Genomic DNA, 22,163 nt, shown 5'->3' with positions numbered 1-22,163 from the left:
ATTAGGCATCATATCCTGGCGCTTATCTTCTTGTACTCCTTCTCGCTGAAAAGGACGATATAGTCGCTTATGCCGGACCGCGAAGAGAGCCGTTCTGCAATCTGGAGGCATTCTTCTCTGCTGCGAGAATGGACCATGGTGTAAATGTTATAAGGCCAGTCCTGGGCGGTTGCCCGTTCATAGCAGTGAGTGACCTCCTCAGCTGCAGCAAAGATCGCTCCTGCCTCATCCACCTTCTCTGGCGGCACCCTCCAGGCGATAAGGGCGTTGGCCAGAATTCCCAGGGCTCTGTGCCCTATGGTGGCAGCAAAACGGCGGATGATGCCCTCCCCCTCCATAGCGCGGAGACGGGATATGATCTCATCCTCCCCCATCCCCAAGACCTCACCCCAAACCCGGTACGGCCTCTCCGTCAGATCCAATCCATCCTGAGCGACCTTGAGAAGCTCTAGGTCCAACTCGTCCATCAACCCCAGCCTCCTGGATGCTGGAATGGATAACGATCCTGGCCCTGGGCGGGAATGGTGCGGGGCACGCTTCCCGGATCGCCCACCACCTCATGATCGCTCCAGTAGTTGCCTCCCGCTTCAGCCCCAGCGTCCCAGTGGTTATTGCCATTGTCCGCGGCATTCTGGATGATGTTATCTCTGATTATGTTATGATAGAGGAAGTTGTCAGTGCAGTCGACCAGATTGATGCCAGCTATCTGATTTGAGCAGATCTCATTTCCGGTGATGTTGCAGCTAGTGCTGGTGCTCATGCGCAGGCCGTAGCGGCTATTGTTACAGAGGACGTTTCCGCTGATCTTCGATCTCTTGGACGACTGGACAAAGATGCCTTGGCCATTATTGGTGGCATTATTGCCTTTAACCTCTGCATCGGATAGCTGCTCTATTGATATGCCGTCTTTCTGATTAGAGATGGCGAAATTGGACTCAAGAGCGCAGGCGTTGCTGCCGGTGAGGGCGATGCCTCGGTCGTTTGAGGCGGCCTGGTTGCCCACCAGAGAGCACCGATGGGAGAGGCTCAGAAGGAGCCCTTCCTTTGCATTTCGAACTGCGCTGCAGTCTTGCACTCTGCATAGTCGGGAGCTGTGAAGGGATATGCCGCTATTAGATGCGGTGGAGTTGCACTTGAGCAGAAGCAGGTTAAGCGAGCCGTCCACCCTGAAGCCCTCGGCAGCGCAGTCTTGGGCATGGTCAGCCACAAACTGAATTCCTCTAGAGTCCCGGCTGTCGAAGCCGACATTGCACTCCCGGACCCGACAGTCGGAGATGATGCAGTCATTGCTGGCCCGGAGGAGAATGCCCTCCTCGGATAGATCGATGCTGCTGTTTTGAATGCGGCAGCCAGAGGAGTTCACCAGCAGCATGCCTACGCTGCTATTGGATATGGTCAGATTCCTAGCAGATATCTCCCGGCATGATATCAATCCCAAAAAGGCACAGTCTTCCGGCACATTCATCCCCGATTTTCCCACCAGATAATAGATAGGCCTGCCATCGATCATATTGCTCCTGTCTATGTCCTGATCATAATAGTCTTGAAGAGACAAATCTGCTCCATCGCCGTCGTCAATGCGCAGGTTGTAGCGATTCAATTCCATGAGGTTATCCTGGAGGAGGTTTTTCGCTGATCCGCGCAATGAAATACCGTAGACGTTATGAGAGGCGAGATTGGACCGGATGATGTTGTCGGCTGAGGCAGAGAGGAGTATCCCGTTGCCGTTTTCAATAAGGTCATTCTCTGCCAGCATCAATCCGCTTGCCTCGTTGCCGTAGATCCCTGCCCTCTCATTTCCCAGGCACCAATTGGAGGTCACATTGCAGTGTTCCGTCACTCTCAAGCTGATGCCCACCTTGCCCCCTTCGATCTTATTCGCCGCGATATCGTTAAACCGGGAATTGAGCATATCTATGCCGCTCACAAAAGCCCCGCTGAGGTTATTTCCCGATGCCACATTTCCATCCGACCGGGTGAGGACCAGGCCCAGTCCGTCTGTGAGAATGGTGTTGTTAACCACCCCATTCCTATCCGAGTCCTCGATTAGCACTCCCTGCAAAGCGGCGATTGTGCAATCTTCAACCCAGCAGCCAGAGGTCTGGTTTATCCTTACCCCAATCCCACTGCCCTGGATGTGGCAGCCAAGGACCCGGTTGTCCGGGGCGAAGATCTCTATTCCCGCGGGGGAGCTGATGCTGCAATTAGCAATTGTATTGTTGCTACCCTCTGAGCTTACTGCCGCTTTTTCCCCTGATATGGTGCAGCGGATGACCTGACAGTCACCTGAAAGCAGGCTTAAAGAGGCATCACTTCGGCTGGTGTTGATCTTGAGGTCGTATATCTCGCATCCCGGTGCATTGATGCTGAGCGGCCCCTCTATGGAGACGCCCTCTTGTCCATAGATCTTGAGGCTTCGATCGATGATTGCGCCAGGGTATCTGCCGGGCTGAATTTGAATTGTATCTCCTGGACTGGCTTTAAATACGGCAGCAGAAATGGTCTTAGCATCGCTACTGTCGCCAGGATCGACGATCAAGACGCGCGCCTGGACTGAGCTTGCCAGGAGAATCGAAATAAGAATGAAGGCGGCAACTGGTCTCATCGTTCTTGTTTATGCCCTGTTGCCTATTAAACCTAATGCAGTGAACCAGCAGAGACTTTAGCAGAAAGATATAAAATACTGATAAAGCATCCTTCTTCTTGACAAGGATGGTTTCTAATGGCAGGGCCTTATCGCATTCTCATCATTGAGGACGATCCAGAGCATGCAGAGCTGATCAAAATGGGCTTCCGAAGGCATGATGAGTTCTTCTTGAATTTTGCCGCCACAGGAGAGAATGGCCTGGAGATGATATCCCAGGATAGATACGATCTGATCTCTGTGGACTTGGTTCTGCCGGGGATTGGAGGCCTGGATGTTTTAGTGAGGATCAGAAGGCTGGACCCAGATATCCCCGTGGTCATGGTCTCCGGCCACGGCACAACGGAGATGGCAGTGGTTGCCTTCGAGAATCGGGCGACTAAATATGTGGTCAAGAGCCTGGAGAGCTTCAAGAGCCTCCCCTATGTCTTTGAAAACCTCATACAAGAGGCACGGTTCAAGGCAAATGAGAGGCAGATGAGGGAGTGCATCGAAAGGTCGGAGAGAATTCACAGAAATGTTGTGGAGAATGCCCTGGCTGGCATTTATATCCTCCAGGAGGGGGTCTTCAAGCTGGTCAATCCGAGGCTGGGAGAGATCTTCGGTTGCTCTGCGGATAGCCTCCTGGGGATGCCCTTCTGGCAGCTGATCACGCCTGATGACATTCAGTGCGCGATCCGGCTGGAAAAAGACCGGCAGTCCGGCGTGCCGATTTATGAATCAAGGGTTCTGCGCAAGGACGGAACATGTCGCTGGATAGAGTTCCGGACGATGCCCATAGAGCACGAGGGGCAGAGGGCGGTCCTGGGAAATCTCCTGGATATAACGGATAGAAAGGAGAGGGAGATCGAGATCCTCAGGGCCAACCGGGAACTGGAAGCAATGGATCGGATATCTGAGATCTGTTTTTCCTCCAAGGAAGATCTGGACAAGGTGCTAGCCGATTCCCTGGCCTTTATCGTCTCTGGGGCAGGCGGGGCGGATGTCGGGGGCATATTCCTCCAGGAGAATAGGGGCCTGGTGCTGAGGGCTCTGCATGGATCGGTGGAGGTCTTGATCGAGTTCGTCAATGATATCCAGGCAGGCTGCGACCTTCTCGGCAAGCCTCTGGTTCACGAGGTTAAAGATGGATCGAGGGGATCTTGGATATCAGCGCCGATAATCTCCGGAGCGCAGAAGAAGGGGGCGCTGGTCCTGGCCTGCGAGGAGCTTGAATGCCTGCATTTTCTGGAAAGAGCATCGTTGCGCATCGGATATATTTTGGATCGATCTGAGAAGCCCCCCACCATTCTCTCCGAAAACGAGATCGAGGTTATGAAATATGCCTGGTAGCTCCTTTGGAACCCTATTTCGCATCACCACCTGGGGCGAGTCTCATGGCAGAGCGGTGGGCGTTGTTTTAGACGGCTGCCCAGCAGAACTGGCATTAACGGAATATGATATTCAAAAGGAGCTGGACCGCAGGCGTCCGGGCCAGAGCCGGGCATCCACCCAGAGAACGGAGGCGGATCGGGTGGAGATCCTCTCCGGCATCTTCGAGGGAAAGACCACCGGCACCCCCATATCCATGCTGATCTGGAACCGGGATGCAGACTCGGCCAGCTACGACCTCTTGCGCAACAGGCCCCGGCCAGGTCATGCCGATTATGCTTATCAGATGAAGTATGGCCTGCGCGACCATCGGGGCGGGGGCAGGTCGTCCGCTCGAGAGACGGCTGGCCGGGTGGCTGCGGGAGCGGTGGCCAAGAAGCTGCTGCAGCATTTTGGGGTGGAGGTCGCAGCCTTTGTGACCGAGCTTGGAGGGATCAAGTCCAGGACCGATTCGGTAGATTTGGCTGAGCTTCGCGCCCGGGTGGAGGCCAACCCCATACGCTGCCCGGATCCTAATGCTGCAATGAGGATGATGGAGCAATTGGATCTTGTCCGGCAGGAGGGTGATAGCCTGGGGGGCATGGTAACGATCATCGCCCGGGGGGTGCCGCCGGGCCTGGGAGATCCGGTCTTCGACAAGCTGGATGCTGACCTGGCCAAAGCGCTCATGAGCCTGGGGGCGGTAAAGGCGGTGGAGATAGGGGCGGGTATTGGCTGCGCCGGTATGCGGGGAAGCGAGATGAACGATCCTCTCCGAATGGAGGGAGGGAAGATCGGCTTTGAGGGCAACAATGCCGGTGGCATTTTAGGCGGAATATCCACGGGAATGGATATAGTCTGCCGGATTGCAGTCAAGCCCACCCCGTCCATCGCCAAAAAGCAGCATACCGTGGACCTAGCTGCCGGAATGGATGCGGAGATAGAGATCAAAGGGAGGCACGATCCGGCCATACCCCCCAGGATGGTACCGGTAGCCGAGGCCATGGTCGCAATAGTCCTGGCAGACCACCTTCTGCGTCAGAGAATGTCAAGGCTCTGATTTTATATCTTTTCGGGGCTTATTGGGGCGGCATGCCCAAGGAGTTTCGCAGCCTCATCTCATTACAGGAAGCCAAATCGATCATCTCAGACCACCTGCCGCCAGCCCGGGAAAAGGCCGTTGCCCTGGGCTCGTCTCTTGGCTGTATCCTGGCGGAGAAGGTGATATCAAGCCAGGATGTTCCCGGCTTTGGCCGCGCCTCTATGGACGGTTATGCGGTCATCTCTCAGGACACTATCGTAGCGAGAGAGGACCGGCCTGTATCTCTCCGCCTGGCGGGATCGGTGCCCATGGGCAGAAGGCCTGAGATTGAGATCTCGCGGGGCGAGGCTGCGGAGGTCTCCACCGGTTCCATGATGCCCAAAGGTGCAGATGCGGTGGTCATGATCGAGTACTCCCTGGCCCAGAAGGGCATCGTTTACATCCGCAGGCCGGCCTTTGGGGGGGAGAACGTTCAGGCGGCTGGAAGCGACATATCCTTTGGGGAGGCAGTCCTCTTTCCCGGAACGCCGATTGCAGCCCGCGAGATAGGCGTTCTGGCCGCTCTGGGAAGGGAGAGCGTCCGGGTACGAAGCCTGGATGTGGGCCTGGCCTCCACCGGAGCGGAGCTAATTCCCCCCGGCCGGGAGCTCTTGCTCGGCCAGATCTATGATATCAATAGCTACACCATAGCTGCGGGAGTGGAGGACTGCGGCGCCCGTCCCAGGAGCTATGGCATTCTGCCGGACGATAAGGAACAGATGGCGAGAACCCTGCTGAGGATGGCAGAAGAGTGCGATATGATCCTGGTGAGCGGCAGCACCTCAGCCGGGGCAGGGGATATGATCTATCAGGTTATAGAGGAGGTCGGAGAACTGATATTTCACGGGGTAAACTTCAAGCCGGGAAAGCCCACCATCTTCGGGATAATCCGGGGCAAGCCATGTATCGGACTGCCAGGCTATCCCACTAGCGCTCTGACCGTCTTTGCCGAGCTGGCCGCCCCCGCCATACGCTCTGTCCTGGGCCGTGGGCATTCTGAGAACAAAACCGCCGGAAGGCTGGCCGGCCCTCTGCGCACGGAAGGAAGGCAGCAGATGCTGGCAGTGGGCGTATCGGGGGATCTGGTCTATCCGGTGGACAAGGGCAGCGGCTCGATTACCACCCTGGCCCTGGCTGACGGAGTGATAGAGATTCCGGCAGGTGTGGAGTTCTTAGAGGGAGGATCACCGGTCCAGGTCCGACTCTTCTCGCCAGCCCAGGGTCCCTGTCTGGTGGTAGCAGGAGAGAACTCCCTATTCCTCGAGCGGCTGGCAGAGGATCTGCCCTGGAGGCTGATGCTCTTGAACACCGGTTCGTACCGGGGACGGATCTATTTGGAGGATGGCATTGCAGACCTGGCAGCGGTTTCAAGCCCATTGGAAGAGGCTCCCAAGGGCGAGGCGAAGGTCGTCTGGAGCGGCAAAAGAGAGCTGGGGCTGATCTACCGGGACCCTTCAGCTCCGGTCGACCCGGCCAGTCAGAGGATAGTGGGCTGGCCGAGGGATTCCGCTATGAAAGAGGCATTCGAGCAGGCCCTGACGGAAATGGGCATCGGCGCTCCCGTTTACGTGCGCCTGGCCAAGACCCACACTGCCATGGCGGCCATCGTTGCCTCCGGCCGGGCGGACCTTGGATTTGGGGAAAAGGAGGCAGCAAGCCAGGCCGGACTGGGATTCAAGCCGGTAGTAGAGGACGAATTGTACCTCTTGGCAGGGCCCAAGGGCCTGGGAAATCCCCGGATAAAATCGCTTATGTCTGCCCTTCCTTTGCAGACGATATAGCTCCTGGTTTGAGCATGATTGACCTTCTCTCATAGTAGCTGAGAGGATGGCGAATCCTCCGGCAGAGATCGTCCTCCCCAGGGCAGTTGCCATATGTGGCCATGGTAGCACATGCAGGCGGCTTGTACCGGGTTCCTGTCGCTCCGGCGATATGCTCAACCTGGTAGCGGGTGCGATCCTGGTCGAAGTCCGGGCTGGTGGCAAAAAGGGCGATCACCTCATCTGGGGTCATATTGATCTGCAAGAGGAAGCTGACCAGAGCAAACCGGGCGCTATGAGCTAGGTTGATGCCTTTTGAGACCTCAGAGAGCATCTTTTTGATGCAGGGGGGAAAAGCGCCCTCTTTGACCTCTCCCAAATCGATCTTCTGCTTAGCAGCCAGGGCCTCTAGGTCTCTCTTGACCGGGGCAAGATACTCCTCCAGGCCCTGGCAGATCCTCTCGTCCACAGATACTGGCAGACCCTTGAGGACCTTCTCTCTGATCGCCTCCTCCAACAACCGCCTGAGCTCGACATCGGTGACCGTGAGATATCCCTCAGACAGATCGCGGTTGGTGAGCTTCCATTTGGGGCTGTGCATGCGGTGTGCTGCCCGGATGTACTCAGAAAAATGGATCTTCCAGGGCCCCTGCCCTTGAGGATTGATCCCCAGGTCGTTGGACAGGACGACCAGCCCTTCCTTTTCATGCTGCATCCTCCGGAAGGCCAGCTTCGCCTCTGCCAGAGCGTAACGGCGCAGAAGAATGGGATCGTTCAGACAGGAGACCATGACCCTGGCCAGTGGATAGCTGAGAAGTTCAAAGAGCTGCTCAGACTCGCTGCTCGCCCGCCCATCGGGAATGGCTTCACCGCCGACCGCTCCTCGCAGGCGTTCTGCCGCTCTGGATCGCACCGACTGGAAAAGGGATTTGTCCAGAAGGCTATCCAAGGAGATATTTCGGCTGCGGACTGCTTCTGCCGCCTCCTGAGTAAAAGGATAGTCCGAGATCTTCATTCCTGCTCAATTCGGGGAGCGAGGAGATAGTTGATGTCCACGGACTGGCCTAGCTTGAAGGTTACCCGCAGGGGGTAGTCTATGCCCATCTCCAGCGTGACCTCTCCTGCTTTGCTGATGGACTTTGACATATCCTGCAGATAGTCTAAAGAGAAGAGGCTCCTGGCCTCGCCTGGCTTCATGCCTAAGAGCTCAGTGCTGGGGATCTTGAGCTTGAGGGAGTCGATATCCCCCTTGGCTTCCATATAAAAGCCCTCATCAGAGACGCCCAGGATCACGTGGTCGCTCACCTTTTCCGCTGCTTTTACTGCTCTTCTCAACTCCCCGCCGGGAAGTGTCACATGAGCCGGCAGGTCCAGATCGGGGATGCGTGGTTCCTTCCTTATGGCCGTGGGATCGATAAGGCTTAGGGTGTAGGAAAGTGAGCCCACGCCGATCTTCAGCTTGTGGCTCTCCTCGTCCAGCTCCAGCTGCACATTCTCACCCCTGTCAGCCATGCTCAAGACATCGCTTAAGCGAACCAGGTCCACGCCGATCTCTCCTTGATCGGCCTTGAAGTACTCGAAGGCGTCGCTGCCTATCTTGAGAGACACCATGGCTACGTTCGCAGGATCTACTGCCTTCAGCTCCAGACCATTTTCGGATATGGAGAACTTAACCTCATCCACGAGAGAAGAGACTGAGTCGATTGCATCGCGCAGAGTTTCTGCATTGATTACTGCCTTGAACATTCCTTGAGCCTCCTGGGGAATGACAATTTAATATTTAATATAGTTGATGCCTAGTCGTACTCTCGCCAGGTGTTGCTGCATTTAGTGCATCGGAAGAACCTAACCTCGCTCTCATCTGCACTGCGCAACTGGCGCAGCCACCAGTATGCGACATTATTGCCGCATTCCGGGCAGCGGGCGGTGGTGGTGGGAAGGCCAGCAGATTCCTGTTCCAGCACTGGAACTATGCGGGAGAGCTGCTCAGTCTTGCTGACCAGGGACTCGCTGTTGGCTTTGGGCAGCTTATGGCCACACTTACGACAGACCATCATTCCATCTTTGGGCATCATCATGCTCTTGCATTGGGGACAAAATTCCATTGAGATTAGGGTGGACACTCGTCATATTAAAGTTTGCCAGGTGCGCTATTGGCGTGAAGAGCAAAAAAAGCATAGAGGCGAGAAATGAGCATAGCGATAAACGTGATCTGCCTGGACCGCCCGGGAATGCTGCGCGATATTGCCGGCGTGGTGGCAAAGATGGGTGGCAATATAGTCTACACCCAGCAGTTTGTGGTGGAGAGAGGAATCAACAGCGACAAAGCATCGGTCTACATGGAGATCGATTGCTCCCCCCAGGATGTCAATAGAATGATCGAGGAGCTGGATGGGTTTGACTCCATCACCGAGGTCTCAGTCCATGATCCATTCGAGAAGATCTACGGATCCAGGGTGATAATAATAGGGGGCGGGGCCCAGGTAGCCCAGGTGGCAGTAGGAGCGGTCAATGAGGCCGATCGGCACAATCTGCGGGGGGAGAGGATCAGCGTGGATACCATCCCCCTGGTTGGTGAAGTGGCCATAGCCGATGCCGTAAGCGCAGTGAGCCGTCTGCCCAGGGCCAGCATTCTGGTCCTAGCAGGAGCTCTCATGGGAGGGCGCATCACTCAGGAGGTGGCCCGGCTTCAGGAGGAGGGAATACCGGTCATCGCCCTGAAGATGGCGGGCTCAGTTCCCGGTCAGGCGGATATGGTGGTCACAGACCCCATTCAGGCAGGCACATTTGCCGTTATGCATGTGGCCAGCACCGCCGTCTTCGATATCGCCCGGGTGAGAGGAAGGGAGTTCTAGCCCTTGAGGATGCCCGCCAGATCGCGAAGGTTATCGCCAGAGAAAAGGTCCTCTAAGGTATAGAAATTATCTTCCTCCTGGAGCACTGGAGCGGAGAGGGTGAAAACGCCATTTATGCGCAGCTCGGTGAGGGCCTCGGGAGTGCCCATATCGATGTTCTCAAAAGCGATGCCAGCCTTGACAAGAGCTGCTTTGAGCTGCTCGCATTTGGGGCAGGATTTGGTGGAATAGACTCTATAGACCAATTGTAAACCTCGGCCATTGTTTTTCATGTTGTAAAATATTAGATTTGTGGTTTCAAAACAAAAGGCTTCAGCGCAGTGCCATAGGATAGGATTTCTTGGACCAGACCGCATATCCCTGGGCCACAGCCTTCTCTGCGCACTCCCGGCAGCAGGAGAAGTTGGCCATGTACTCGACGCCTTCCATCTCATGCTCAAAGATATTGCTGCAGCTCATTCCCGAAATCCTGCGGTAATCCAGGCCCTTGCAGAAGTCATCGCATTCTGCTTGGTGGGGCCGTTCCAGCACCACCCAGTCCCGGGGAAGAAGGACTGGCAATGTGGCCAGGGTCATACCGCAGCCGCAGGGGCCATACACATCCTCGAAATCCTCATAAATAATAGCTTTACATATGCACTGAATCATCGTCCTCTCCTCTCAACCTTGTATCGCGGCAAGCTAAATAACATTTCCCGTCCAATTTCAAAGGCAATTGCATTATTCTGGCGTTATATCCAAAACGGCTGTATGATATCCATAATATCCGCAAAGATGGGATCAAACGGGCCGTTCTTTAATAAAAAATTAAAAATCAAGCAAATGCAACTGGTCGTCCAAATAAATAGAAGCTATTGGCAAAACAAAAATTATATATGGAATTAAAGGCCACTAAAGACGGTATTCTGGCTTTTAAGTCCAGAGGAGTTCAATTTAAGGCTCTTCTGGATTCATTATCCGGATTTATGGGGTGTTTGAGATATGCCAATACTTCCTGTTGCCCCGGTAAGCAGACTGATTCGCGAAGCAGGGGCTAAAAGAGTGAGCGAGGGCGCAAGAGATGCGCTGGCAGAGGTTCTGGAGAGCTATGGCCTGGAGGTGGCTCGAGAGGCCGCGGGCTGGGCGAACCACGCCAAGAGGAAGACTGTCAAAGCGGAGGACATAAGAGAAGCAGTCAAAAGAGTTAAACCTCCTGCGGTTTTAGAAAGGTGATCGATGGCAACTGATAACCCCCCCGGTTTGGACTACCGCCAATTGGGCCTCATATGTGGAATCGAGATTCATCAGCAGCTGGATACCGCCTGCAAGCTCTTTTGCGGCTGCCCCACCGCTCATCGAGAGGTAGAGGACTCCAATTTTGAGTTCTTCCGCTATCTCCGCCCATCGAGAAGCGAGCTTGGGGAGATCGATCGCGCTGCCTTGGAGGAAGTACTGGTCTCGCGCAAGTTCCATTACAAGTGCTATGACACCACCTGCCTGGTGGAAGCGGACGAGGAGCCGCCGTCCCAGATCAATCCCGAGGCCCTGGAGATATCATTAGTCATCGCCCGTCTATTGAGCATGCAGATCGTGGATGAGGTCTGCACCATGAGGAAGATGGTGATAGACGGCTCCAACACCTCTGGATTCCAACGCACGGCCTACATCGGCTCTAAGGGGAGCATTCAGACCAACCAGGGACCGGTGGGCATAGACATACTCTGCCTGGAGGAGGAGGCTGCGAGGATCATCGAGGACCGGGGAGACAGCCTGGTCTACTCCCTCGATCGCTTGGGCATTCCTTTGGTGGAGATTGGGACGGCGCCTGATATCATCTCTCCTGCTCATGCCCGGGAGGTGGCCTCGTACCTGGGCATGATTCTGCGCTCCACTGGCCGGGTGAAAAGGGGATTGGGCACCATTCGCCAGGATGTGAATGTCTCCATAAAAGGCGGGGCCCGGGTGGAGATCAAAGGGGTACAGGCCCTGAACCTGGTGGACAAGATTGTGGAATTGGAGGCACTCCGCCAGCATGGGCTGCTGCAGATCAAAGAGGAGCTTATAAGGCGGGGGGCAGCAGTCGATGATACCGTATTTGATGTCACATCGCTCTTCTCCCGGACCGATTCCAAGGTTTTAGCCAGATCCATCAAGAAAGGCGGCGTGGTCTTGGCCTGCAGGCTGGCGGGATTTGCCGGATTGGTGGGAAGGGAGGTCCAGCCAGGCAGAAGGCTTGGCTCAGAGATGTCCGATCGGGCCAAGAGAGCGGGGGTGGGGGGGATCTTCCATAGCGATGAGCTGCCCGCTTATGGCGTGACCGCTGCAGAGGTCGAGTCGGTAAGAGTTCAACTCCAAGCAGGGAAGGAATACGCAGTGATCATGGTCACAGGACCCGAGGACCGGGCCAGAAAGGCCATGGATGCGGTCCTGGTCCGGGCGAGGGAAGCCATGGAATTGGTGCCTGAGGAGACGCGCCGCGCTCTTCCCGATGGCTGCTCGGAGTATATGCGGCCCCTGCCAGGCTCGGCCCGGATGTATCCGGAGACGGATGTGCCCTCCGTGGCGATCAACGAGCAGACGCTGGAAGGCCTTGAGCTTCCCGAGCTCTTCAGGGCCCGATCAGAGCGCTTTGGTCGCGATTATGGCTTGAACTCCGAGCTGGCCAGGGTGATGGCCGCCTCTCCCAACTATCAGCTCTTTGAGGAGATCGTATCCCATATCCAGCTCTCACCATCCATTGCAGTCCGGGCCCTGGAGACGATTCCAATCGAGCTGGCCAGAGATGGGGTGGACATATCAGCGCTCTCAGATAATCATTTCAAGGACGCCCTGGGGCTGGTGGCGGAGGGACGGATCGCCAAGGAAGGGCTGGCCGAACTATTTCGCGCCCTTGCCGAGCGTCCGGACAGATCGGCAGCTGATGCAGCCGCTGCTTCCGGGCTGGCAGGGGTGGACGAGGTGGAGGTGGCCAAGATCGTCCAGGCCATTGTAGCGGATAAAATGGATCTAGTGCGTTCAAAAGGGGAGAGGGCAGCCGCCCCGCTCATGGGCCTGGTGATGAAGGAGCTGAGAGGCAAGGCCGATGGCGCCCTGGTGAGCGCCATATTGAAGAAGGAAATAAATAATATACTGAGCGAGTGAATCCAGAAAGACCTAAAAAACCGGATATGCTCCTCTGGGAGGAGACCCTCTTCAAGGACAGGGACATCTTCGAGCTAGATCACCTGCCCGATCAGTTCCTCCATAGAGAAAGGCAGCTGGACAGCCTCAAGTTTTGCATCCGGCCAGCTCTGCAGGGGGGGCGGCCGGTAAATGCCCTCTGTCTCGGCCCGCCGGGAACGGGAAAGACAACGGCCATCTTCAAGCTCTTCGAGGAGATCGAGGCCCATTCCTCTCGGATCGTCCCGGTGCATGTCAACTGTCAGATGGACTCCACCAGATATGCGGTCTTCTACCAGCTTTACAAGAAGATCTTCGAGCACGCCCCTCCGTCCAGCGGCATCTCCTTCAAGCGGGTCTTCGAGAAGGTGGCCCAGCATTCGGCAGATGAGGATAAGGTGCTGATAGTGGCCCTGGACGACATCAACTACCTCTTCCCAGAAAAGGAGGTGGATCATGTCCTATACTCCCTTCTCCGGGCGCACGAGACCTGTCCCGGGGCCAGGATGGGAGTGATAGGCATCATGAGCGAGCTGGCTTTAAACTATGTTCTCGATCCCAGAGTGGTCTCGGTATTTCAAGCGGAAGAGGTGATATTTCCTCTTTATAGCCGCAATGAGATCAGGGACATTCTCAGCCGGCGGTCGCAGATGGGCTTCTATCCGGGGGTGATTGCCGATGATATACTGGAGACTGTTGTCGATCATACGGAGAAGTCCGGGGATCTGAGGGTGGGGATCGACCTTCTGAAGAGGGCGGGCCTGAATGCGGAAAAACGCGCCTCCAAGAGCATATCCCCTGAAGACGTGGCCAGCTCGCTGGAGCGTTCCAGTCTGGTCCACCTCACCTATGCCTTGAAATCTCTGAAGGCGGATGAGAAGGAGGTCTTGCGCATGGCGACCCTCCAGGAGAGCTGGCGCGCAGGAGAGCTATTCCGCCTCTTCCATGAGAAGACGGGTGCAGGATACACCCGATTTCATGAAATCCTGAATAAGCTGGATGCGATCCGGCTAATCAATGCCGATTTTACCGGACAGGGTGAGCGAGGGCGAAGCCGCATAATTAGGGTGCGCTATGAGCCTGAGGAGATCCTCAGCCGATTGAATCAATGAATTTTTGAAAAAAGTTCGACCCATATGATCCGCCCTGGGTAATGCATCTATATAGATACAATGCATAAGGACTTTAACCGGTGGATTCAATTGACCTTCAATGAATCGGCCACGAATGATGATGCCCCGCAGGTATAGCGAGCTTTTCGTAGAGACGCTTTTATTTGTGTCCGCCATCACATCGATTCTGGTCATGCTTTTAATATTCTATTTTCTCATTCACGAGAGCATTCCCGCATTTTCGGAGCTTGGCATCATCTCTCTTTTAGCGGGTATGAAATGGCATCCTTCTGGTGATATCTACGGCTTTCTGCCCCTTATCACCGCATCCCTCACCATCACCATTCTGGCCCTTTTCATCAACATCGCCATCGGATTTCCTCTGGCCATCTACCTCGCCGAGCTGGCTGGCCCCAGGAGCAAGGCGATCCTCAAGCCGGCTATAGAGCTCCTGGCAGGGGTTCCATCCATTGTCTATGGTTTTTTAGGAGTGATCATCCTCGTATCCTACCTGCAGGATAGCTTTGATATGCTCACCGGAAGGTCAATTCTGGCCGGATCAATACTTTTGGGAGTGATGTTCATCCCTTACCTCACCACCATCTGCGAGGACGCTCTAAGGGCGGTGCCGGGGGAGTTCAAAGAGGGATCCCTCGCCCTGGGGGCGAACCGGTGGCAGACAATAAGAAATGTCACCATACCCGCGGCATCATCCGGAATCACCGCTGCCGTGCTCCTCAATATAGGAAGCATAATAGGCGAGACCATGGCAGTGCTGCTGGTGGTGGGCAACGTGGCCAGGATAGCCTCTCCCTACTATGATATCTTCGACCAGGGGGCGACATTCACCTCCGTCATTGCCGGAGAGATGGGTGAAGTTGCCAGGGGATCGACCCACTATCACGCCCTCTTTGCCGTGGGTCTCATTCTATTGCTTGTGGTCTCCATACTGAGCTTGATTGCGGATTTTGCCAGGGCGCGGATCAGAAAGAAGTTCGGAGGATATTGAGTTGAAGCTGAAGCCTGCACTAGCAGCCTCAGTGGTCATATCAGCATTCTTATTCGTCTCTTCCCTAATCTGCCTCATCCTCCAGCCGGAACTCGATCGGATAAAACCGATTTGGGAGGCCAGTCTCATCCTCTGTCCTCTCTTAATTCTGGGCTCATATCTGACAATGAAAGGCGCCAGCGTAAGAACAGCGCTTTTGTTCATACTGGATATTCTTTTTTGCGGGTCGGTTTTCTACCTGTCCTATTCAGGCGCTCTTAATCCGGATTTTATCATTAAAAGACCGCTTGGTGTCGGGGCATCCTTCGAGTATTCATTCCTGCTTCCTCTGCTGGTCCTGGTCGCCAGCCTGCTATGCATCAAGGATGCCCTCAATATAGTTTATGGCTATACCGCCAGGGGAAGAGAGGCGCTGGTGTTTCTGGGAATCAGGATGTCGGCGATGCTCTCCATTATCCTGCTGGGCGGAATCCTGTTCATCATCATCTACAAAGGCATATGGGTCATAAACTGGGAGTTTCTGACTTCACCCCACAGGAGGTTGGGGCAGGCGGGGGGTATCAGCACTGCCATACTGGGATCCTTATGGATGGTTCTGGGGGCTATGCTCATCTCTTCTCCTCTTGGAATTGGAGCGGCCATCTACCTGCATGAGTACTCCAAGAGCGAGAGGCTCAACCGGCTGATCACCATTGCGGTGAGTTGCTTGAATGGAGTTCCCTCCGTGGTCTATGGCCTCTTCGGACTGGCATTTCTGGTGAGCCTGTTCGGAGTATCATTGATCTCCGGATCGATCATCCTGGGCCTTATAAACATCCCCACCATAATTCTGACCAGCCAGGAGGCATTAAAGAGCGTTCCCAACTCTCTGCGAGAGGGGAGTATGGCTTTAGGAGCTACGAAGTGGCAGACCATAAGAAAGGTGGTTTTGCCCTCTGCCATGCCCGGCATTCTCACCGGGGTGATCATGGGAGTGGCCAAGGCATCGGGCGAGACTGCGCCCATCATGTGGACGGCGGTTACCTTCACTGCCTCTCCAGTGCAGATGATCTATGGGGTGATCCCCGATCTATTTCAGCCGGTGAACAACTTGAACTACCATCTCCTGAACCTGATCTATTTCCTGGGGGCCTGGGATGTGGAGGCTAGGGCCTGGGGTACCGCTCTGGTGCTGATATCGCTGGTTTTGAGCACCAACCTTCTGGCCATTGTGGTGAGAAATTACTACCGCAAGAAGATCTCCTGGTAAATGGCTCATGAGACAAAAAACAAATTGATCTGCAAGATAATAGTTTATGGAAAAAGAGCGATCATCCATCCATTTTTGCCTTAAGGCAGTTCATTGTTCGACGAAGAAGGTCCTGGATCGTCCCCACCTCATCGCTTTTCAGGTCGGTTGGCATAAGAGGAAGGGCGACCAGCACTGCTGTATCCAGCCTCAGCCTGGCCTTGGGCCCCCACTGGCTCTTTGCTGCTGCCAGCTCATTCTGAAGGGCATTGATGCTGATCGAAATTGCCTGCAGCTCCTCTTCCACTTGCACGATGCTCCTGTTCCTGCAGTTCATATCCCAGCCCCTCAGAACGGCAGAGATCAGGCCGGACTTGTGGCCCTCTGGAATTCCCACCGCCTTCAATAAATCCAGAATCAGGCCGAGCTTAAGAGATCTCACCTCACCAGCTCTTGCTACCAGACCACCCCGCTGCATTAGTGCTTCGTAATACTTGAGAAGGCCAGAGAGGCTATCAACATAACGTATGTCACAATAACCAATTGCATTAATCATTCATTAACCTCCCATAGAAGATGAAAATCGGATTAGATGAGAATCGATCGGAATTTATGCATAACAGCGATTCGGCAATCTTGCCTGCAAGAGAATTGGTGCAGACACTGCATCCTGAGTTATCTGTCAAATCCTTAGGCACCAATCAGCGATTGAATCCACCCAATATATTCCTTGTCCCATTATACTATATAGGTCTATATCAGGTATATAGATCATATAGGTCTGGTGTATAGCAAGAATGAAACGTGGGTCCATCCCATTCAGCGGCTTGATCATCCTGGGAAGACCAGGGAAAACCATTCATGCCAGGATTACTGCTAGGATTTATCATAATGGAGCTGCGGATCCAATCATGGCTTGGATCTCAATTGTCTACGAATATACGTATTCGCGATTCTAATGGCAATTATGCTAATGAAATAGCAACCTTTTTTTGACTGCTTCCTCTTTTTATGTTTTTGCCACATTCTTTTTTTTTCTATGCAATCTCTCTAGGTATTTATGTCTTAAAGGATCAATATCTAATGATGATATTAATATTATATAAAAATTTTGGATGTTGAAGGTCGAGCAGGTTAATAAAAACCATCACAATAATTATAATTCTGGTGGTCCAACCGGGCAAATTGGGCCCATTACTCAGATGTCTGGGCCTCATTATAGCGGCAATCTTCCCTGCAATGCAGGTTAATCCAATGTTAATGGCTTCTTCCATCATAAAGATGAATTTGAGAAGCTAAACAGTTAAAAAATTAGATTCAATCAATATTGAGCAATAAAGATTGATATACCAGAGCAGCTACATTCTGATATAGTAGTGATGTACTAAAGGTATGGAAGCCTTTTAAGAGCTGTGATGGGGATACTTAATGGTTGTTGCGAAATACAGGCCTGCAATCAAGATCGTCCTCAAGCTCCTTGAGTGCATTTCAAAGGGCCAGTCAAAAGGCCGGGCGCTGAAGACCCATATAATTCAGTGCGCCAATCTGAAGACGACTTCGGCTGAGAAGTATATCAATATGCTGAAAGATGCCGGGTATATTGAGGAAAAGAGGCTCGCATGGGGGGCAAGAGAGGTAATAGTATTTGAGCTCACTCCCCTGGGCAAATCGAGATATGAATGGTTCAAGACCATCAATGATGAGCTCTTTGTACTAAATGAATGGGCGAGCGAGTGAGAATAATGGAAGATAATACCTCGGCAGATGCGGTATATGATCTAATAGAGCGCGTAGAACAGCAGAGAAAGCGGCTCGTTCTCATTGTTATGGTGGTCTCTATATCATCTCTGCTTGGCGTTTCAGTTAATGCTCTGGCACTAATGGTCTTTTCGCATCAAAAAAGATGTAGAATCGACCTGACCTTGCCCATTGACTGACTATATAAAAAGAACCAGAGGAATGATCTAACCAGCTTAAGCGTCGCCTGGATGGAGATTTTGGGCATGGACTCAGAGCTCCGGACTTGTAGGAATGGGGGGTGCAGGCGCTGGGAGAACACCGGTCTTCAGGAAAAATTGGTTATTTCTATCTGTGATTTTCTTTGTACCACAGTCTCAGTAATTTAACGCTGGTATCAATTACCATGAATCCTCCTATAAATATAGGTACTGTATGTATGCCTACATTTGAAAACATGCCGCTTGGTTCTACCGCGCAAGCGCATGTACAAAGACAAGATGCACTAATGACTCCGTTTGATATTGAATACATTTTTTCACCATTCATTTTTTGCATTTGTTATTGATAACCAATATGCCCATAGTTGTTGTGCTTGGTATAACATCATATATATACTAAAAGGTAATATGGCTAATCGTATAACAATTTCTATTGTTTTTACATTTTCTGCATAGCGTAATCTATATAATCCATCTAGTGTTACAATTGCCACTACTAGATAGAACAACGGATGGATACCTAGTTGGCCACCGGATATTAGTACAACTGAAAGATAGTATATTATTAGTACATTCAACACAGTCAATATAATAAATAATATATGTTGGAGATATTCAGTTATTGTTATTTTATTTATTCCGTGAGTCCTTAGTACATCAATCCCACCCCTAAACCAGCGTACTCGTTGTTTCCATAATTCTTTTAATGTTACCGGCACTTCGGTCCATGCCCGCATATCCATGCATGCGGTTGTTTTCCACCCCAGCTCTTTTAGGCATATTGTTAGTTCATAGTCTTCAGTGATGTTATTCTCATCATATATTCTGCCCCACTTATTTTTTACTTGTTGTAATGCGGCTGTTCGATAAACCGCGGCCATTCCATGTACTACTTTTATCGATCCAGCGGTTTCGATTCTTGAACTATCAAATGTCGCATATTCTATTCGTTGCAGGTGCCACCAGAGCAATTCACTCCATTTAGATGACATGATATCTTTTATTCCTGCTTTTGAACAAACCGCACCCAATTTCTTATCTTTATTTATTTCTTTTACGGCGTTTTCCAGCAATCTATGATCAATTATTGTGTCAGCGTCCTGTACTAAAATTAAATCATAATCCAGTAAGTATTTATCTAACGCTTGATTTAATGCACCAGACTTTTTGTGTACATTGTTTATAGTTTTTAGCGTATTTACTTCTAGCGATTGTGCCAATTGTTCTGTTTTATCCGTACAATTATCGCACACTACTAGGATATCTGTCTCGATGGTTTGATTTCGTATTCCATTTATGCATGAATCTAATGTCGGTTCCTCATTATGTGCTGGTACAATCGTTAGGATCTTCATATTCTTGCCTAATCACATACAAATCCGTTTTTTATCCACACTATGCAGCTTTTTTTAATTGTAATATTTCCTATCGATGGATCACACAACTCGTTAATTACTATCGAGTCGTTCCACCATTCAGTCATGTTTCCTTGATATACTGTCATATTGCATACATTTACAGTTACATTTTTCCCTAAATGTTGAGTAAATTCATCTTCACCAAATGCTATTCCGGTCAATACTATTGCTAAGATCATTGCTACTGTTGTTATGTTCATATTTCATTCCCTTTGCCTATCGATCCCGCCGCAACGCCCAGATTCTTTAACCTCATGGAAGATCCTCTGATTGGCTCTGTCTAGCAGAGATCTGATTGCGTGTTCAATGAGCTTTTTGGCGTATAAACGATGCAGAAGGCCAAGATCTGATGATATTGAATTATTTCCTATCATAATCTGAACTAAGGATGCATCCTGTCCTGGACAAAAGGATTTTTAACAGGAAGCAATCATACTCAGCAATCAACCGCACAAATGATACCTAGCGAAGGAAAGATGATCTATGTCTGAGCTCAAACCGGCCGCCTGGGGTGGCATGAGAGCACCTGCAATAATGCTGTTGACAGTCGCATTATTCTGCTCATCAGCAAGCGCCGAGTGCTATGTATGCACTTTTTTAGATAGTCTGGCAAAAGAGACGATCACCAGCATCTTATCAAGTGATTCCATTTCAGAAGCCGGGAGAGCCAATTCCTCCGGCCAGCCAAATCAGGATGGAAATCCGGCTGTAACTGAGGATTCAGAGGATATGGTGGCCCCTTCAATCGACATGCTTGTAAAGCCTTCAAATATCGCTGGGAATGCTATAATACTGGATGGCAGTGATTATCCGGGTTCCTTCATACCGGGTGCAGTCCACATCTCATATCGGGAATTCGTAGATATCAACAATACCGCCTGCCTTAAGAACATCTCGGATATCGCCAGGATTCTGGGTGATGCTGGCATCTCCCGAACCGATCCTCTGGTGGTGTATGGCGAGTGCCAGCCCTGCGGGGGAGGCCCCTCCACTGCCACCTACGTCTACTGGCTGCTTCGCTACATGGGCCATGAGGATATCAGAGTGCTTAACGGTGGGATAGATGCCTGGATGGAGGCGGGATTGCCCGTGGAAAACTCATCTACAACCAGGCCTAAGAGCACCTATTCGCCCGCATTCAGAGAGGATTTGTATGCCAATTATGATTATGCAAAGAGCGGTAAGGCTCAAATAGTGGATGCTAGATCGGTGGAGGAATTCGAGCGCGGAACAATACCTGGGTCCATCAATATTCCCTATGATGAAGCCCTGGATGGAAAGATCATTCGGGCGGAGAGCGAGCTTGAGGGAATATTCAGCAACCTGACCAAGAATAAACCGGTGGTTGTGTTTACCACTACAGGGACCAAAGCCTCTGTGATATGGTTTTCTCTGGATATGCTCGGCTATGATGCCAAGATGTACACCTACAGGGACTGGCAGAAGGCTGAAAGGGAGGAGAGAAGGCAATTAGAGGAGATGAATCGATCGAAATGATTCATACACCTCCCTCTGATCCTCTTTTTTAGTCCTCGATTTGATTTCTCTGCTCGTTTCTCTGCCAATACTTTTATGCTCTTAGCCCAACTAATTCTTATCTATGAGAATTATATCCTGGGAAGAGATGCAGGCCCTGGACGCCAACTGCCTGTATTTCGGTCTGCTTCCTCTCCAGCTGATGGAAAATGCGGGTGCTGCCATAGCCAGAGAGGTTGTCGCATCGTCTCCGGGAAAGAGAGTCGCAATTGTGGCCGGCCGGGGCAACAATGGCGGCGATGCCTTCGTCGCTGCCCGCCATTTATCAGGCTATAATGCTACCGTTTACCTTTTGGGTCGCTCCCGCGATATATCCACTGAGGAGGCAAGGAGGAACTGGGAGATCCTGGAGCGCTTGCACTTGGATTTGCGAGAGATAAAGGATGCAGAGGACCTTATGCTCGATGAGTGCGACCTGATAGTAGATGCCATCTTTGGAACTGGGGTGAGAGGAAGGGTGTCCGGGCTGGAGGCGGAAGCAATCGATGCTATAAACCGTTCGGGAAAGAAGGTGCTATCTGTGGACATTCCCAGCGGCCTTGGGACCAATAAGGCGGTGCGGGCTGATTATGTGGTCACATTTCACCGCCCAAAGCCGGATCTGGGGGAGAGGGTTATCGTGGCAGACATCGGCATCCCTCCAGGGGCCGAGCTTTTTGTAGGGCCGGGAGATCTGGGGCTGTTGAAGAAGAGGTCTTCAGAGAGCCATAAAGGGGATAGCGGCAGGATTCTGGTCATCGGCGGCGGCCCCTATACCGGCGCTCCTGCCCTCACCGCCCTCGCCGCTCTGCGAGCGGGCGCAGATATAGTCACAGTGGCTGCGCCGGCAAGGGCGGCAAAGACCATCTCCTGCTTCTCTCCTAACCTCATAGTGAGAGAGCTTTCAGAGGATCACCTCTCCGCAAATGACCTGCAGCCTCTCCAGGATCTGATCGCCGCTCATGATGTGGTGGTCATGGGCATGGGATTGGGAAGGCATCCCGATACCCGAGATGCCATTGCCAGCATAATTCCTCTGGCTGAGAAGGTGGTCATCGATGCCGATGCCCTCCTGCCGGGCCTTCCCTTAAAGGG

General features: G+C 52.5%; 22 protein-coding genes. 12 read left to right on the top strand and 10 right to left on the bottom strand.

The window, feature by feature from the left end; translation table 11 throughout:
- Positions 1–8 precede the first annotated feature (8 nt).
- Complete coding sequence (locus BP822_RS07820) at positions 9–467, bottom strand: Lrp/AsnC family transcriptional regulator (RefSeq protein WP_013719202.1); 459 nt, start codon at positions 465–467, stop codon at positions 9–11.
- Positions 467–2,605 carry a right-handed parallel beta-helix repeat-containing protein gene (locus BP822_RS07815; RefSeq protein WP_273271370.1) on the bottom strand — a complete coding sequence of 713 codons (2,139 nt, stop codon included), beginning with the start codon at positions 2,603–2,605 and terminating at the stop codon, positions 467–469. The genes BP822_RS07820 and BP822_RS07815 overlap by 1 nt, the downstream gene beginning before the upstream one ends.
- 117 nt (positions 2,606–2,722) lie before the next feature.
- Here BP822_RS07815 and BP822_RS07810 point away from each other — a divergent pair, with 117 nt between their 5' ends.
- From BP822_RS07810 to BP822_RS07800, 3 genes are read left to right on the top strand one after another with little or no spacing between them, the layout of a single operon-like run.
- Entirely contained in the window at positions 2,723–3,976 is a 1,254-nt protein-coding gene (locus BP822_RS07810) for a PAS domain S-box protein (protein WP_013719204.1), read from the top strand.
- Positions 3,966–5,054 carry a chorismate synthase gene (aroC, locus tag BP822_RS07805; protein ID WP_013719205.1) on the top strand — a complete coding sequence of 363 codons (1,089 nt, stop codon included), beginning with the start codon at positions 3,966–3,968 and terminating at the stop codon, positions 5,052–5,054. The genes BP822_RS07810 and aroC overlap by 11 nt, the downstream gene beginning before the upstream one ends.
- Before the next feature lie 32 nt (positions 5,055–5,086).
- Entirely contained in the window at positions 5,087–6,856 is a 1,770-nt protein-coding gene (locus BP822_RS07800) for a molybdopterin biosynthesis protein (RefSeq protein ID WP_013719206.1), read from the top strand.
- On the opposite strand, the gene BP822_RS07795 is transcribed toward BP822_RS07800, so the two are convergent.
- From BP822_RS07795 to BP822_RS07785, 3 genes are read right to left on the bottom strand one after another with little or no spacing between them, the layout of a single operon-like run.
- The gene (locus BP822_RS07795) at positions 6,825–7,850 is read right to left on the bottom strand and encodes a DNA primase large subunit PriL (RefSeq protein ID WP_273271371.1); all 1,026 of its coding nucleotides are present in this window, start codon (positions 7,848–7,850) and stop codon (positions 6,825–6,827) included. The two genes, BP822_RS07800 and BP822_RS07795, sit on opposite strands and share 32 nt — an antisense overlap.
- A complete protein-coding gene (pcn, locus tag BP822_RS07790) occupies positions 7,847–8,581 on the bottom strand; it encodes a proliferating cell nuclear antigen (pcna) (RefSeq protein WP_013719208.1) in 735 nt (244 codons plus the stop codon). Before pcn ends, BP822_RS07795 begins: the two co-directional genes overlap by 4 nt.
- A 50-nt stretch (positions 8,582–8,631) precedes the next feature.
- A complete protein-coding gene (locus BP822_RS07785) occupies positions 8,632–8,940 on the bottom strand; it encodes a transcription factor S (protein WP_013719209.1) in 309 nt (102 codons plus the stop codon).
- 84 nt (positions 8,941–9,024) lie between these two features.
- Between BP822_RS07785 and BP822_RS07780 the strand changes: the two genes are divergently transcribed.
- A complete protein-coding gene (locus tag BP822_RS07780) occupies positions 9,025–9,690 on the top strand; it encodes a DUF5612 domain-containing protein (protein ID WP_273271372.1) in 666 nt (221 codons plus the stop codon).
- On the opposite strand, the gene BP822_RS07775 is transcribed toward BP822_RS07780, so the two are convergent.
- Both BP822_RS07775 and BP822_RS07770 read right to left on the bottom strand, forming a co-directional pair.
- Positions 9,687–9,935 (bottom strand): glutaredoxin family protein, encoded by a 249-nt coding sequence (locus BP822_RS07775; RefSeq protein ID WP_013719211.1) that lies wholly within the window; start codon positions 9,933–9,935, stop codon positions 9,687–9,689. The two genes, BP822_RS07780 and BP822_RS07775, sit on opposite strands and share 4 nt — an antisense overlap.
- 67 nt (positions 9,936–10,002) lie before the next feature.
- A complete protein-coding gene (locus BP822_RS07770) occupies positions 10,003–10,338 on the bottom strand; it encodes a hypothetical protein (protein ID WP_013719212.1) in 336 nt (111 codons plus the stop codon).
- Between the two features lie 333 nt (positions 10,339–10,671).
- Between BP822_RS07770 and BP822_RS07765 the strand changes: the two genes are divergently transcribed.
- The 5 genes from BP822_RS07765 (at position 10,672) to pstA (ending at position 16,198) form a co-directional block, all read left to right on the top strand.
- On the top strand, positions 10,672–10,902 hold the full coding sequence (locus BP822_RS07765; RefSeq protein ID WP_013719213.1) for a histone family protein: 231 nt from the start codon (positions 10,672–10,674) through the stop codon (positions 10,900–10,902).
- 3 nt (positions 10,903–10,905) lie between these two features.
- Positions 10,906–12,810, top strand: a complete 1,905-nt coding sequence (gene gatE, locus BP822_RS07760; RefSeq protein ID WP_286878085.1) for a Glu-tRNA(Gln) amidotransferase subunit GatE — start codon at positions 10,906–10,908, stop codon at positions 12,808–12,810.
- Between the two features lie 26 nt (positions 12,811–12,836).
- A complete protein-coding gene (locus BP822_RS07755) occupies positions 12,837–13,940 on the top strand; it encodes an ORC1-type DNA replication protein (protein ID WP_342766282.1) in 1,104 nt (367 codons plus the stop codon).
- Between the two features lie 100 nt (positions 13,941–14,040).
- Positions 14,041–14,949 (top strand): phosphate ABC transporter permease subunit PstC, encoded by a 909-nt coding sequence (pstC, locus tag BP822_RS07750; RefSeq protein ID WP_157863707.1) that lies wholly within the window; start codon positions 14,041–14,043, stop codon positions 14,947–14,949.
- A 1-nt stretch (position 14,950) separates the two neighbouring features.
- Entirely contained in the window at positions 14,951–16,198 is a 1,248-nt protein-coding gene (gene pstA / locus BP822_RS07745; RefSeq protein WP_013719217.1) for a phosphate ABC transporter permease PstA, read from the top strand.
- Between the two features lie 61 nt (positions 16,199–16,259).
- Here pstA and BP822_RS07740 read toward each other — a convergent pair whose 3' ends face one another.
- Complete coding sequence (locus tag BP822_RS07740) at positions 16,260–16,733, bottom strand: hypothetical protein (protein ID WP_013719218.1); 474 nt, start codon at positions 16,731–16,733, stop codon at positions 16,260–16,262.
- An 872-nt stretch (positions 16,734–17,605) separates the two neighbouring features.
- On the opposite strand from BP822_RS07740, the gene BP822_RS07735 reads away from it, so the two are divergent.
- A complete protein-coding gene (locus tag BP822_RS07735; RefSeq protein ID WP_013719219.1) occupies positions 17,606–17,914 on the top strand; it encodes a winged helix-turn-helix domain-containing protein in 309 nt (102 codons plus the stop codon).
- 538 nt (positions 17,915–18,452) lie between these two features.
- Here BP822_RS07735 and BP822_RS07730 read toward each other — a convergent pair.
- Together BP822_RS07730 and BP822_RS07725 are read right to left on the bottom strand one after the other, a co-directional pair.
- Complete coding sequence (locus tag BP822_RS07730) at positions 18,453–19,490, bottom strand: glycosyltransferase (RefSeq protein WP_013719220.1); 1,038 nt, start codon at positions 19,488–19,490, stop codon at positions 18,453–18,455.
- A gap of 8 nt (positions 19,491–19,498) precedes the next feature.
- Positions 19,499–19,753: a hypothetical protein gene (locus tag BP822_RS07725; protein WP_013719221.1), complete on the bottom strand. Its 255-nt coding sequence runs from the start codon at positions 19,751–19,753 to the stop codon at positions 19,499–19,501.
- A 550-nt stretch (positions 19,754–20,303) separates the two neighbouring features.
- On the opposite strand from BP822_RS07725, the gene BP822_RS07720 reads away from it, so the two are divergent.
- Complete coding sequence (locus BP822_RS07720; RefSeq protein ID WP_273270962.1) at positions 20,304–21,050, top strand: sulfurtransferase; 747 nt, start codon at positions 20,304–20,306, stop codon at positions 21,048–21,050.
- Between the two features lie 103 nt (positions 21,051–21,153).
- A partial coding sequence (locus BP822_RS07715; protein WP_286878084.1) for an NAD(P)H-hydrate epimerase occupies positions 21,154–22,163 on the top strand: 1,010 nt, incomplete at its 3' end.

The sequence above is a fragment of the Methanosaeta sp. UBA458 genome (assembly GCF_002496085.1).
Lineage (GTDB): Archaea > Halobacteriota > Methanosarcinia > Methanotrichales > Methanotrichaceae > Methanothrix > Methanothrix soehngenii.
The sequence above is the reverse complement of the archived record's forward strand: the minus strand, read 5'-3'. Positions and strand labels throughout refer to the sequence as shown.